General features: G+C 58.9%; 11 protein-coding genes and 1 pseudogene. 5 read left to right on the top strand and 7 right to left on the bottom strand.

What is annotated here, in order from left to right:
* A partial coding sequence (locus ACCD00_RS19320; protein ID WP_413426925.1) for a PepSY-associated TM helix domain-containing protein occupies positions 1-783 on the bottom strand: 783 nt, incomplete at its 3' end.
* Positions 784-1,038: 255 nt separating this feature from the next.
* On the bottom strand, positions 1,039-3,363 hold the full coding sequence (locus tag ACCD00_RS19315) for a TonB-dependent receptor (protein WP_413426923.1): 2,325 nt from the start codon (positions 3,361-3,363) through the stop codon (positions 1,039-1,041).
* Positions 3,364-3,570: 207 nt separating this feature from the next.
* Here ACCD00_RS19315 and ACCD00_RS19310 point away from each other — a divergent pair, with 207 nt between their 5' ends.
* Both ACCD00_RS19310 and ACCD00_RS19305 read left to right on the top strand, forming a co-directional pair.
* Positions 3,571-4,251: a Fe2+-dependent dioxygenase gene (locus ACCD00_RS19310; protein WP_413426921.1), complete on the top strand. Its 681-nt coding sequence runs from the start codon at positions 3,571-3,573 to the stop codon at positions 4,249-4,251.
* Positions 4,252-4,308: 57 nt separating this feature from the next.
* Positions 4,309-5,010, top strand: coding sequence for a tetratricopeptide repeat protein (locus ACCD00_RS19305; RefSeq protein WP_413426933.1), 702 nt, complete (start codon positions 4,309-4,311; stop codon positions 5,008-5,010).
* A 116-nt stretch (positions 5,011-5,126) separates the two neighbouring features.
* On the opposite strand, the gene ACCD00_RS19300 is transcribed toward ACCD00_RS19305, so the two are convergent.
* The 3 genes and pseudogenes from ACCD00_RS19300 to ACCD00_RS19290 form a co-directional block, all read right to left on the bottom strand.
* Positions 5,127-6,290, bottom strand: coding sequence for a type III PLP-dependent enzyme (locus ACCD00_RS19300; protein ID WP_007973066.1), 1,164 nt, complete (start codon positions 6,288-6,290; stop codon positions 5,127-5,129).
* Positions 6,291-7,135: 845 nt separating this feature from the next.
* Positions 7,136-7,513 (bottom strand): hypothetical protein, encoded by a 378-nt coding sequence (locus tag ACCD00_RS19295; RefSeq protein ID WP_413426919.1) that lies wholly within the window; start codon positions 7,511-7,513, stop codon positions 7,136-7,138.
* 226 nt (positions 7,514-7,739) lie between these two features.
* A pseudogene (locus ACCD00_RS19290) lies at positions 7,740-8,014 on the bottom strand (glycine/betaine ABC transporter ATP-binding protein); the annotation flags it as partial.
* Positions 8,015-8,424: 410 nt separating this feature from the next.
* On the opposite strand from ACCD00_RS19290, the gene ACCD00_RS19285 reads away from it, so the two are divergent.
* The 3 genes from ACCD00_RS19285 (at position 8,425) to ACCD00_RS19275 (ending at position 11,878) form a co-directional block, all read left to right on the top strand.
* Complete coding sequence (locus tag ACCD00_RS19285; RefSeq protein WP_008018754.1) at positions 8,425-10,008, top strand: peptide chain release factor 3; 1,584 nt, start codon at positions 8,425-8,427, stop codon at positions 10,006-10,008.
* A 218-nt stretch (positions 10,009-10,226) separates the two neighbouring features.
* Positions 10,227-11,462: an MFS transporter gene (locus tag ACCD00_RS19280; protein WP_413426917.1), complete on the top strand. Its 1,236-nt coding sequence runs from the start codon at positions 10,227-10,229 to the stop codon at positions 11,460-11,462.
* A gap of 155 nt (positions 11,463-11,617) precedes the next feature.
* Positions 11,618-11,878, top strand: a complete 261-nt coding sequence (locus ACCD00_RS19275; protein WP_413426915.1) for a hypothetical protein — start codon at positions 11,618-11,620, stop codon at positions 11,876-11,878.
* 120 nt (positions 11,879-11,998) lie between these two features.
* On the opposite strand, the gene ACCD00_RS19270 is transcribed toward ACCD00_RS19275, so the two are convergent.
* On the bottom strand, positions 11,999-12,979 hold the full coding sequence (locus ACCD00_RS19270) for a peptide ABC transporter ATP-binding protein (protein WP_008018751.1): 981 nt from the start codon (positions 12,977-12,979) through the stop codon (positions 11,999-12,001).
* Positions 12,979-13,947 (bottom strand): ABC transporter ATP-binding protein, encoded by a 969-nt coding sequence (locus ACCD00_RS19265; protein WP_413426913.1) that lies wholly within the window; start codon positions 13,945-13,947, stop codon positions 12,979-12,981. Before ACCD00_RS19265 ends, ACCD00_RS19270 begins: the two co-directional genes overlap by 1 nt.
* Positions 13,948-13,952 lie beyond the last annotated feature (5 nt).

Here is a 13,952-nt window from a genome sequence, read left to right as displayed (position 1 = left end):
GGGGGGGCGGGCGGGGTTTCCCGCCGCCCCCCCCGGGCCCGGTCCGGGGGGGGGGGCCCCCCCCCGCCCGGCCGCCGGGCCACGTCCGCCACGCACGCGCTCGTTCTGCGGTGCATCGGAGAGCAACCGGGTCAGGCCCTTGTTGTACCACTCGTAGGACCAGGACAGCCCGGTCAGCGCCGCCAGGAGGTAAAACACCAGGCACCAGGTACCGGCCACCGAATGCAGGTCCCAGTTGAAGCTGCGGCCCTTTTTCTTCCAGTCCAGGGTCAGCCAGGCGCGCCAGCTTTTCCACTGGCGAGGCCAGCGCAGGTACAGGCCGGACAGGCAGAAGAACACCAGGATCAGCGTGCATGCACCGGTGATCTGCCGACCCGTGTCGCCCATGGCGAGGAAACGGTGCAGTTGCAGCATCAGGCCGAAGAAGTCCTGACCGGTGGCGTCGCCCAGGAACTCTCCCGTGTACGGATCGAAGTAGCGCATCTCGCCACGGCGTTCACCCGGTGGCGGGGTGAACCACACTGTGGCGGCGTTGCCGCTGTCGGTTTCCACGGTGAGCATCGAGACTTTTTTGCCCGACGCGGTTTCGATTCGCTCCACCAGTTCGGCAGGCGGCAGCACACCGGCGAGCTGTTTTTCGACCTGCAACACGGACGGGTTGAGTGCGTTCAGGATTTCATCCTGGAACGACACAGTCGCCCCGGTGATGCCCATCAGGGCCAGGACGAGCCCGGCGCTGATGCCGAAAAACCAGTGCAACTGGAACAGGGTTTTCTTCAACACGTCGCTCGCCTTGTTCGTTCAAATTGATTCATCACGGCGCGCATTATGCCGTGGGGTTGTCGAGAAGCATTCTTTTTTACGCACAAAGGCCCCGTTCATGTGAATGAACGAGGCCGGGCCCAATGCCAACAATGTAGGAGCGAGCTCGCTCGCGATGGTCGTCAACGATGACGCGGTAAACCTGATTCACCGCGCCGTTCTCGAGTTTCTCGCGAGCAAGCTCGCTCCTACAGAAGGTTGTTGGTCACGTTTCCATCAGAAGTGGAAGTTGGTGCTCAGCAATGCGGTACGACCGGCCGCCTGGTTGGCGAAGTGAGTCGAGAACGCCTTGTCGTAGTAGGTTTCGTCGGTCAGGTTCTGCACGTTCAGTTGCAGGTCGACGTTCTTGCTCAGCTTGTAGGCCGCCATCGCGTCGTAACGAACGTAGGAATCAACCATGGTGGTGTTGGCGACGTTGCCGAACACGTCATCGACATAGAACGCACCGCCACCGATGGTCAGCTTCGGCGTGACCTGATAGGTCGTCCACAGGCTGGCGCTGTTTTTCGGCGTGTTAGGCAGTTGGTTGCCGTTGTTGATCTTGTTTGCCGGCAGGTCGCCACCATCGATTTGCTCGCTGTCCATGTAGGCGTAACCGGCGAACACTTGCCATTTGTCGGTGAGTTTGCCGCTGGCCGACAGTTCGATACCTTGAACGCGGGTTTTACCGACGTTTTCAAAGGTGGTGGTGTTGGTTTGCACACGAGCGTTTTCTTTCTCGGTGCGGAAGATGTCGGCGGTCAGGGACAAACGATCGTTCAGCAGATCCCACTTGGTACCGATTTCGTAGTTCTTGGTGGTTTCCGGCTCCATGTCGCTTTTGAGCAGGTTGCCGTTGCGATCCGGCGTGCCACCCAACGGGTTGCCTTCCGAACCTTCGCCCAAGGTGTTGCCCGGCGGAGTGGCAGACGTCGCGTAGGAGGCATAGATGCTGCCGTTTTCCGCTGGTTTGTACACCACGCCGAACTGACCGGTGACGAATTCGCTGGTGTCATCGCCCTTGGACGTGGTCACGCTGGAACCGTTGAAGGTTTTGTATTCGGTATCGAAATGGTCGTAACGCAGGCCCATGTTCACCAGCCACTGCTCGGACAACTCCAGGGTGTCGAACACATACAGCGCATAGGTGTTGGCCTTGGTGTCGGTACCGGCATAGTTGCGCGAGATGGCGCCGCTCCACGGATCATTCGGATTCGGGTTGGACAGCGAGGTGCAGTTATAGCCGCTTGGCGCGCCGATCAGTGCCGGCGAGCAGTTGGTGGTCACCGCTGCCGTTCCCGGAGTAGTGTCCGTGTTGACGTTGTACGAGGACTTTTCGCCTTCCTCGTGGGTGTATTCGACACCGGTGGAGAAGCTGTTCTTGAACCCGGCGATGTAGACATCACCAAACAGGTCGGTCTGGTTGGTGGTGGTCTCGGTATTGCTCACGCGGGTGTTCGCGCGGCGCCAGACGCTGCCGTTGTTGACGTTGCCTTTACTGTCGTCCGGCTGGGTCAGGATGTAATCCTGCATGCTGGTACCGTGACGCAGGGTGTTCTTGATGGTCAGCGAGTCGCTCAGGTCGTGCTCGATGGCGAAGGTCGCCGTGTCGGTGCGGGTCTTGCGGAAGTCGCGGTTGTCCAGGCCATAGAAGTTGCTGCTGTCGCCGCCGTCATTCGGCTTGTCGGGATTGGCCTTGGTACGGGCAGCCGAGCCTGCGGCCGGGATGCTGTACGGAATACCCGAGTCCGGCAGGTCGTTGCTTTCGAGATGGTAGTAGTCGAGGTTGACGCGGGTGTCGGTGCCGAGGCCGAAGGCCAGGGACGGTGCAACACCCCAACGGTCGTAGTTGACACTGTCACGCCCGGCGACGTTGCTCTCGTGGCTCAACAGGTTCAGACGGCCAGCGGCGGTGTCGGTGAACTGGTAGTTGCCGTCGAAGGTGTAGCGCTGGGTCTGGTCGGAGCCCCAGGTGAAGCCACCGTCGAGCGAGTTGCCAAGGTGTGCTTTCTTGCTGACCAGGTTGATGCTGCCGCCAGCAGCGCCACGGCCGCCGATCGCGGAGTTCGGGCCTTTGCTGACTTCGATCGATTCAACGGCGAAGATCTCGCGGCTCTGGGAACCGGTATCGCGCACGCCGTCCAGGTAGGTGTCGCCCTGGGCGTCGAAGCCGCGGATGAACGGGCGGTCGCCCTGCGGGTTGCCGCCTTCACCGGCGCCGAAGGTGATGCCTGGAACGGTGCGCAGCGCATCCTGCAAGTTGAGCGAGCCGGTGTCTTTCAAGACTTGTTGCGGAACTACGGTCACCGAGCGCGGTGTGTCGATCAGCGGTGCGGTGTACTTGGGCGAGGAGGCTTTCTCGACGTTGTAGGTTGTCTCGTCATGGGCTTGGCCGGTGATGGCGGTGGCGCCCAGAGAAATCACATTGTCCGGTGTTTTTTCGGCGCTTTTTTCCGCCGCGAAAACCATGTGGCCCGCGGAGCCGGCGGTAATCGCCATGCCGATGGCCGATGCGAGCAAACGTGGTGAACTGACCGGTACTTGTGGTTGTTGACGTGACATCTGGATTCCCCTCCCCAAGGATTTGAGGTCGCGGAATATAGGGTAAACAAGTATTCGTAACAATTGCGAAACATTACTATTCGCACTGAATTTACATTCTTTACAATTTAACCTTACGGTTTTTGCTGACTCATTCGTCAGATGTGTTTTACAAGGGCAATAAGAATCAATACCATTGGCGCCCCTTTGTTTTCAGGTGCCTTTGCCATGCTGCTGCACATTCCCGGCCTGTTCGAAAAAGACGAGGTGCAGCGCATCCGCGAAGCTCTGGAACAAGCCGATTGGGCTGATGGCAAGATCACTGCCGGCTACCAGTCGGCCAAGGCCAAGCACAACTTGCAGCTGCCCGAAGGGCATCCGCTGGCCAAGGAGATCGGCGCAGCGATGCTGGAGCGGCTGTGGAAAAACCCGCTGTTCATGTCGGCTGCACTGCCGCACAAAGTCTTTCCTCCGTTGGTGAACTGTTACACCGCCGGTGGCAGTTTCGACTTCCATATCGACAACGCGGTGCGTCAGCCCAAAGGCAGCATTGAGCGGGTGCGCACGGATTTGTCCGCCACGCTGTTCTTCAGCGAGCCCGAGGATTACGACGGCGGCGAGCTGGAAATCCAGGACACCTTCGGCACCCAGCGAGTGAAGCTGCCTGCCGGCGACATGGTGCTGTACCCCGGCACCAGCCTGCACAAGGTCAACGCGGTGACACGCGGAACGCGACTCGCCTCGTTTTTCTGGACCCAAAGCCTGGTGCGCGAAGACAGCCAGCGCGCCCTGTTGTTCGAGATGGACGGGGCCATCCAGCAACTGACCCGCGACATGCCGGATCATCCGTCGCTGATCCGCCTGACCGGCACTTATCACAACCTGTTGCGTCGCTGGGTCGAGGTATAAGTGGCGGACTTTCGTTTACGCCGCGAGGAAGTGCTCGATGGTGAGCGCCTGCGCGCGATGCTCGACGAAAGCCCGGCCCGTGCGGCACAGGCCATCCTGATCGCCGCACGTGAAGGAGAGGTCGAGGCCCAGGCCTTGCTCGGGCAGATCCTGCTGGACGGGCAGGGGATCGCGCAGGACCGGTCGCTGGCGCTGCGCTGGTTCGGCATCGCAGCGCACCAGGGGCACCTCATGGCGCGCAACATGCTCGGCCGTTGTCATGAGCATGGTTGGGGCTGTGCTGCCGATGCATCGCTAGCGGCCAGGCATTACCGAATTGCCGCCACTGCAGGGCTGGATTGGGCGATGTACAACTACGCCAATCTGCTGGCGACCGGGCGCGGGGTGGTTGAGGATCAGCTTCAGGCACTGAGTCTCTATCGCCGTGCGGCTGAGTTGGGCCATGCAAAATCGATGAATCTGCTGGGGCGGTACCTGGAAGAAGGGCGGGTCTGTCCCGCGGATCCGGCGGCGGCTCGTAACTGGTATCGACGTTCGGCCGAGAGCGGGGATTTTCGCGGGCAGTTCAGCTTTGCAGCGGTCTTGACCGACGAGGGGAATATCGAGGATGCGTTGGTCTGGCTGCGCAAGGCGTTGGCCGGTGGCAACCTGAATTTTCTGCGAGTGGCTTATAAGGCATTGTCAGCCGCCAATGATCCACAGATTCAGGCGATGGCTGTGGATTACAAACAACGTACCAAACAGCTCGAAACCTTGTAGGAGCGAGCTTGCTCGCGATGGTCGTTAACGATGACGCGTTCATACAGGATGTGCGCGTTATCCTCAGGTTCATCGCGAGCAATCGAGCGTCGACCGGCTGCTCCTACAGGGTGGGGTTACACGTAGAACGACTTCAGCGGCGGGAAGCCATTGAACTCGACAGCGCTGTAGCTGGTGGTATACGCACCGGTCGACAGCCAGTACAGGCGATCACCGATGGCCAGGTTCAGTGGCAGGCCGTACTTGTAGTTTTCGTACATGATGTCGGCGCTGTCGCAGGTCGGGCCGGCGATGACCACTTCTTCCATCTCGCCCTTTTTCTCGGTCCAGATCGGGAACTTGATGGCTTCGTCCATGGTTTCGATCAGGCCGGAGAACTTGCCCACATCCGTGTACACCCAACGCTCTACCGCGGTACGGGATTTACGCGCGACCAGTACTACTTCACTGACCAGGATGCCGGCGTTGGCGATCAACGAACGGCCCGGTTCCAGGATGATTTCCGGCAGGTCATCACCGAAGTCTTCTTTCAGGAAGCGGATGATTTCCTCGGCGTAGGTTTCCAGGCTGTTGGTGCGGGTGATGTAGTTGGCCGGGAAGCCGCCGCCCATGTTGATCAGCTTCAGGTGAATGCCGTCTTCTTCCTTCAGGCGTTCGAAGATCACTTTGACCTTGGCGATGGCCGCGTCCCAGACGCTGATGTCGCGCTGCTGCGAGCCGACGTGGAACGAAATGCCATAAGGCACCAGGCCCAGGTCGCGGGCGAGGATCAGCAGGTCCATGGCCATGTCGGTCTGGCAGCCGAATTTGCGCGACAGTGGCCAGTCGGCAGTGGTCGAGCCTTCGGTCAGGATGCGTACGTAGACTTTTGAACCCGGTGCCGCCTTGGCGATGTTGCGCAGGTCGGCTTCGGAGTCGGTGGCGAACAGACGCACGCCCTTCTCGTAGAAGTAGCGAATGTCCTTGGATTTCTTGATGGTGTTGCCGTAGCTGATGTGGTCGGCGCTGACGCCACGGCTCAGCACTTTGTCCAACTCGTAGATCGAGGCGATGTCGAAGCTCGAGCCTTTCTCTTTGAGCAGGTCGATGATCTCGACAGCCGGGTTGGCCTTGACCGCGTAGTAGACCTTGGCGAATTCGAAACCGGCGCGCAGGTCGTCATAGGCCTGGGCAATCATCGCGGTGTCGATCACCACGAACGGGGTTTCCTGCTTGTCGGCGAACGCCTTCATTTTCTGAAAGGTTTCGCGCGCGAAATAGTCTTCGACCTGGATCGACATACTTGGGAGCTCCTATGGGCAAACTCGAAAAAACAATGGGTGCAAATGAACGTCCTCCGTATCCCCACTTTGGTTCGCCTACTTCCCAAGGCATGTCGCCGAAAGCAAAAAGGCCATGGGTCGCAGCCCTTGGCCTTGCTGTCTCGTCGTCAGTACTTGAGCCGGATGGATCGTTTCCAGCATGGACGTTCGGCGCGAACTTTAGGGCGTGAGGGGCCTGAGATCAACTAAAAATGTCGCGTTTTTGCACTCTTCTGACGTGCGTTACGGACATCACTCTTTGTAGCCGACCGAGATGACGGGCAGATGTTCCCCGATAATTTTCAAGTGTTAAAAATACCTGCACGTTCGACGCTTTTGTGTGCCAAGTTCTGGAAAAGTACGATGGCGTCAATATAGGCGACGTTGGCGGCGAGAAGAGAGGCTGGTAGGGATTTTGGCTATAAGACGGGGCGTTGCTGTAGAGCTTTTTCAAGACTCACTGTTGATATTTTTTTCCGGTGTGTGAATCGCCGAAAAATCACACGAAACCTGTGGGAGTGAGCTTGCTCGCGATGACAATTTCACGGCCAACATCGTCGTCGACCGACATTTAGCTATCGCGAGCAGGCTCGCACACAGGTTTTGCACCTTAACCAATCGGAATCAGCTTCCAATCGATCAGGCCAGCGCCTCGGCCGGCGAGACGATATTGGTCTTCATTCCTCGCGAGCGCCCCGAAATCAAGTGATGCAGTTTCTCGCAAGGAGCGTATTCGCTGATTTACGGCTGCTGCGCTCCCGAACAGGAACAAGGTCGATCAGGGTGACACTGTTCGACCGACGAATTACGGGAACGGTCGCCGATCAATAGACGTTAAGCCTAAGGCTTACGCTCTTGCGGATGGCTGGGTACTGCTGTGTGGTAACGGTAAATTGAATAATGGTGTTGAGTTGCACATTGTTTAACGTGAAGGTCCCGTTCATATCCCCTGGACCTCGATTGATAGTGGCGCCAGCTGTAGTTGTCGTCCACACGGAGGTAACGCCTGTAATTTCCCTGCCGTTTGTATCGACGAGTTTTGCCGCGACCACCAATTTGAAGTTACCCCCTTTTTTGACAAGTTGCGGGTCTGCCAGACCTCCTATGATGATTTGTGTGGGTGGGCCAGCCATTACCTTCGGCGCCAGGGAGTCGGCCTCTGGTGTTGGTGTGGCAGGTGATGTCGAATTGTTAATGTTCATGGGTGACCTCTATAACCTGGTAAGTTTATTTTTGAGAGCGTGTAGATTTGCTCCCGATTCAGTAGAGCTTTTTCCAGGCAATAGCGGACCTATCACTTTTGACAGTCTTAAATGCTCAATTTGTTAATGGCTGCAAATTTACATAGCGCCAGCGCTTGACCCTATCCCCGTTTTTCCTCTTGGGGTGGTGATGGATCAAGCGCAATGGACTATGGAAGATGATCTGTTAAGTGAGTGCCACTTCAGCCGGTGAAACAATACTGGTCTTGGCTCCGCGGGAGCGGCCGGAACTCAAGTAAGCCGCTATCGACTCCTGCGTCACCTCGCCCAAAAATACCCGCTCGGCATCCATCACCGGCAACCACGCACGATTGAGCTCGTACATGCGCGACAACAGGATGCGCAAATGCTCGTCGTAGGCCGCCGTGGCGTTGAGCTCGCGCAAGTGCCGGTCTGACGATGCAGGTCGCGGCGGCTTACGTAACCCAGGGCGTTGTTTTGGTTCTTCACGGATTACCGGGATAACGACGTTCGCGAGAAGCAGCTCATGCCGAGCTCGCTCTACTGTAGGAGCGAGCTTGCTCCGGGCGGCGTTCCGACGAAAAACGTCCAGACAACGCTTGCATTCAGATACCCAGCGTTATCGTTGACGTCCATCGCGAGCGAGCTCGCTCCTACAGGCGAATCCGTACGACTTATCGAGCCATGAGCACAGCCGCGTCAGGCTGAATTGCAGGTGTTTCAGGCCCCCGACGAGTGGTCGTTACGGGGAGTGGACGTCTCTGTGCTTTAAAAAGGTTCCCATCCGGGGCAGCATTTGGCCACCCTTAATGTGCTCAACGGTTCGGTTCTTCGATCAACTTGGGCTATAATCTGCGCCCTTTTTTGAATCACCTGCCAGGCGATTTCCCATGACCAACCAGGCCGCCGAAGTCGCGAAACGCCGCACTTTCGCCATTATTTCCCACCCCGATGCCGGTAAAACCACGATCACCGAGAAGCTCCTGCTGATGGGCAAGGCGATTGCGGTGGCCGGTACGGTGAAATCCCGTAAATCCGACCGCCATGCGACATCCGACTGGATGGAGATGGAGAAACAACGGGGTATTTCCATTACCACGTCGGTCATGCAGTTCCCGTATCGCGAACACATGATCAACCTGCTCGACACCCCGGGCCACGAAGACTTCTCCGAAGACACCTACCGCACCCTGACTGCGGTGGACTCGGCCTTGATGGTTCTCGACGGCGGTAAAGGCGTCGAGCCTCGTACCATCGCGCTGATGGACGTCTGCCGTCTGCGTGACACGCCGATTGTCAGCTTCATCAACAAACTCGACCGTGACATCCGCGATCCGATCGAACTGCTCGACGAGATCGAAGCAGTTCTGAAGATCAAGGCTGCGCCGATTACCTGGCCGATCGGTTGCTACCGCGACTTCAAGGGCGTGTACCACCTGGCTGACGACTACATCATCGTCTACACCGCCGGTCACGGTCACGAACGCACCGAAACCAAAATCATCGAGAAACTCGACTCCGACGAGGCGCGCGCGCACCTTGGCGATGAGTACGAGCGTTTCCTCGAACAGCTGGAACTGGTTCAAGGCGCTTGCCACGAATTCAACCAGCAGGAGTTCCTCGACGGTCAACTGACTCCGGTGTTCTTCGGTACGGCACTGGGCAACTTCGGTGTCGACCACGTTCTTGACGCTGTCGTCGATTGGGCGCCGCGCCCGCTGGCGCGTGTCGCCAACGAACGCACCGTGGAGCCGGTGGAAGAGAAGTTCTCGGGCTTCATCTTCAAGATCCAGGCGAACATGGACCCGAAACACCGCGACCGTATCGCCTTCATGCGCATTTGCTCCGGCAAGTACGAAAAAGGCATGAAGATGCGCCACGTGCGCACTGGCAAGGACGTGCGCATCGGCGACGCGTTGACCTTCTTCTCCTCCGAGCGTGAGCAACTTGAAGAAGCCTTCGCTGGCGACATCATCGGCCTGCACAACCACGGCACCATCCAGATCGGCGACACCTTCAGCGAAGGCGAAGTCCTGGGCTTCACCGGCATCCCGCACTTCGCCCCGGAACTGTTCCGTCGCGTACGCCTGCGTGATCCGCTGAAATCCAAGCAACTGCGCCAGGGCCTGCAGCAATTGGCCGAAGAAGGCGCGACCCAGGTGTTCTTCCCTGAGCGCAGCAACGACATCATCCTCGGCGCCGTCGGTGTGCTGCAGTTCGATGTGGTCGCCAGCCGCCTGAAAGAGGAATACAAGGTCGAGTGCTCCTACGAGCCGATCACCGTTTATTCCGCGCGCTGGATCGAATGCAGCGACAAGAAGAAGCTTGAGGAATTCTCCAACAAGGCTGTGGAAAACCTGGCATTGGACGGCGGCGGTCACCTGACCTACCTCGCGCCGACGCGGGTCAACCTGGCGTTGATGGAAGAGCGCTGGCCGGACGTGAAATTCCGCGCGACCCGTGAGCATCACTAAGCGCTGAATGGCGACACCGCAAAGCCCACTGTGAAAGCAGTGGGTTTTTTTTTGTGGGTTGAAAGGGTGGTCAAGGTGATTGCGTAGGTCTTTTCCTGCGCGCTTGTAGCTTGCCTCTGCTTTTGACCCATGGGGAGTTTGGCCCGCGACAAGCCTGTCGTTGGCGTTTAGTGTCCAAAGAACATTTCGCAAACAGTGGCCTTTTGATGATCAAGGGAATGACACGTCGGCTGATCCATCTGCTGCGGCTGGATGGCTATTTCTGCGTGATGGCCTGGGTGCTCGCGGCGCTGTTGTTCATCAATCGGCTAAGTAGCATGGTCAAGCTGTTCATGGCGCTGTACCTGCGTCAGGAGCTGGGGCTGGCGATTGAAACCGTCGGCTGGCTGCTGTCGGCCTACGGTGCCGGTCTGCTGGTCGGTTCGATGCTCGGCGGGTTGCTCAGCGATCATGTGCCCACGGCGCGGCTGACCGCGGCGCTGTTCTTCGTTTCGATGTGGGTGCTGATCTTGCTGGGAGTGGTCACGCAGGTGCCGCTGCTGGCCGGGTTGCTCTTGCTCAGCGGGGCAGTCGATGGGGCGATCCGCACGCTGCATCAACGGCTGATCATGGAGTATTGCGACGTTGCGCAGCGTTCCCGGGCACAGGCCTTGAGCCGGGTGGCTCGCAACCTCGGGATGGCCGCTGCCGGGGTGACGGGCGGCGTTTTGGCGCAGACCGATTTCCGTTGGGTTTTCTTCGGCAGCGCGGCGATGACGTTGCTGGCCTTGCTGTGGTTTGTCCATACGACGTGGCGTCGACCGGTGCCGATCCCTGACGAGAAACCCGATACCGCCTCAAGCTCAAGCCAGCCCTATCGCGACAAACCATTCCTCTGGTTGCTGGCGGCGACGGTTCTGCTCGGTATGGCGTTCGACACGGTTTACAGCACGCTGGGCAACTATCTGCGTGATTACTACCGCTTGAGCACCGAGGCGATCGGCTGGCAGTTCGGGCTCAATGCGCTGCTGGTGGTGTCGTTGCAGATTCCGTTGTCGCACTGGGGCGAACGCTGGGGGATGCGTCGGCAACTGGTGGCCGGCAGTCTGTTGCTGGCCTGCGGGCTCGGTATGTTGCCATTGGGGGCTGGGCTGTTTTATGCCTGCCTGTCGACGGTGATCTGGACGCTGGGCGAGGCGCTGTTCATGCCGCCACTGAATATGTTGGTCATGCAGCACGCGCAAAGCGGAAAAAGCGGGCAGTACTTTGGCCTTTTCTTTATGAGCTGGAGCGCGAGCGCACTGTTGTCGCCGGTGCTTGGCGGTCAGCTATATGGCCACTTTGGCGGGCACAGTGTGTGGCTGCTTGGTGCGACGCTGGCGCTGATGTCCATACCGCTGATTTATCAGGCTACCCGTTCGCAAGAGCCGGACGCGCTTTCCGGGCAAACGCGCAAAGCAGATTCGCTTAGTTGATCCGGTAATTGGGCTTATTCGAAACCAGTCTTTCCATCCACGGCATTTCCGGCCGCTCATTGGTGTCCTGTCTGGTGAACCCGGCTGATCGGAACTAGATTTCACAGAGCGCAAGCCAGGCACTTGGGGTCACCTGATAGAGGATGGAATCGATCATGAAGAACAGGTTGCTACGCGTTTTACTGCTGTTGAAAGTGATGGTGATGCTGTCCCTTGGCACCGCAACGGCCTGGGCCGAATGTGAGAATCACGATACTCAGGCATTCAGCGGGCAGGTGGGACATAGCGGATTGATGCTCGCCAAGTCCGAGTCCGAGCCGGGCGATCAGGGGCAGGGTGGGGCTGACAATGGCGATGACTCGACCACTGACGAGCCGGACTCCGATGATGAAGAAGAAGGCGACAGCCAGACTTGATTGCTGAATGGCAGGCAAAAGAAAACCCCTTCTACCTCGACTGATGCGCAATCGAAGTGGAAGGGGTTGGGTTAATTCGTGAATCCCGGCAGTAGCGAGCAAGCTCGCTCCTGCCGTTTTTTATGCCGCGCCGTCGAGGAACTGCTCGGCGTAGTGGCAAGCCACCTGGCGTCTGTCGAGCAGGCGCAGGGCCGGCTCTTCAGTGCTGCAACGCTCGGTGGCGTAGGGGCAGCGCTTGTGGAAGGCGCAGCCGGACGGCGGGTTCAGCGGGTTGGGCAACTCGCCGACGATCTTGATTTTCGGCTTGTTCGGGTCCGGGTGAATCGTCGGCGTGGCCGACAGCAGTGCCTGGGTGTAAGGGTGCAGAGGACGTTCGTAGATGTCGTTCTTCGGACCCATTTCGACCGGGCGACCGAGGTACATCACCATCACGTCATCGGCAACGTGTTGCACCACCGCCAGGTTGTGGGAAATGAACACATAGGCGGTGTTGAACTCTTGCTGCAGATCCATGAACAGGTTGAGCACCTGTGCCTGGATCGATACGTCCAGTGCCGATGTCGGTTCGTCCGCCACCAGCACTTTCGGTTGCAGCATCATTGCGCGGGCCAGGGCGATCCGCTGGCGCTGACCGCCGGAGAACATGTGCGGATAACGCTGGTAGTGCTCGGGACGCAAGCCCACCTGCTTCATCATCGCCTGGACTTTCTCACGGCGTTCCGCGGCACTCAGGTTGGTGTTGATCAATAATGGCTCTGCAAGCTGATCACCGACTTTCTGCCGTGGGTTCAACGAGGCGTAAGGGCTCTGGAACACCATCTGCACGTCTTTGCGCAGTTGTTTGCGCTGGGCCTTGTCGGCACCGGCGACTTCCTGCCCGGCAATTTTCAAGGAGCCGGAGGACGGCTCTTCGATCAGGGTCAGGGCACGGGCCAGGGTGGATTTGCCGCAGCCCGACTCGCCTACGACGGCGAGGGTCTTGCCGGCTTCCAGTTCGAACGATACGCCGTTGAGGGCGCGAACGGTGGCGTGACCCTTGAACAGGCCTCGGGACACCTCGTAGTGACGGGTCAGGTCGCGGGCGGTAAGAACGACGGCCATTACGCCACCTCCTGGTTCAGCGGGTAGAAGCAGCGAGCGAGGCTGTTGCTTTTCTGGTCAAGGGCCGGACGTTGTTGACGGCAGTTGTCTTTCACGTACGGGCAGCGTGGCGACAGCAGGCAACCCTGCGGACGGTCGTAGCGACCGGGAACGATGCCTGGCAGGGTCGACAGGCGCGAGGCACCCAGGCTGTGTTCCGGAATCGCCTTGAGCAGCGCTTCGCTGTACGGGTGTGCCGGAATGTCGAACAGTTGCGGCACCTGACCGACCTCGACCGCCTGGCCGGCGTACATCACGCATACGCGCTGGGCGGTTTCGGCCACGACGGCGAGGTCGTGGGTGATCAGTACCAGGCCCATGTTCTGCTCTTTCTGCAACGCCAGCAGCAGATCCATGATCTGCGCCTGAATCGTCACGTCGAGGGCAGTGGTCGGTTCGTCGGCGATCAGCAGTTTCGGCTCGCCGGCAATCGCCATGGCAATCGCGACACGCTGGCTCATACCACCGGACAGTTGATGCGGGTAGGCGTCCATACGGCTGGCGGCACCCGGGATTTCAACTTTTTCCAGCAGTTCGATGGCGCGCTTGCGGGCAGCCTTGCCGGACATTTTCAGGTGCAGGCGCAGTACTTCTTCGATCTGGAAACCGACGGTGTAGCTCGGGTTCAGCGCGGTCATCGGATCCTGGAAGACCATGGACAGGTCTTTACCGACGATCTGCCGACGCTGGCGATTGTTGAGCTTGAGCATGTCCTTGCCGTCAAAGATCAGCGAGTCGGCGGTGACGATGCCTGGATGCTCGATCAGCCCCATCAGCGCCATCATGGTCACGGATTTGCCGGAACCGGACTCGCCAACGATGGCCAGCACTTCGCCCTTGTCCACTTTCAGGTCGAGGCCATCGACGACTGGCGTGGCGTTTTTGTCGCCGAAGCGAACGTTGAGATTCTTGATTTCTAACAGTGACATGGGAA

Origin of the sequence: Pseudomonas sp. Pseusp3, assembly GCF_047304225.1 — a bacterium.
In the GTDB taxonomy this organism is placed as follows: Bacteria; Pseudomonadota; Gammaproteobacteria; order Pseudomonadales; family Pseudomonadaceae; genus Aquipseudomonas; species Aquipseudomonas fluorescens_CD.
Note: the sequence above shows the minus strand (reverse complement) of the source record. Positions and strands in the feature narration are given on the sequence as shown.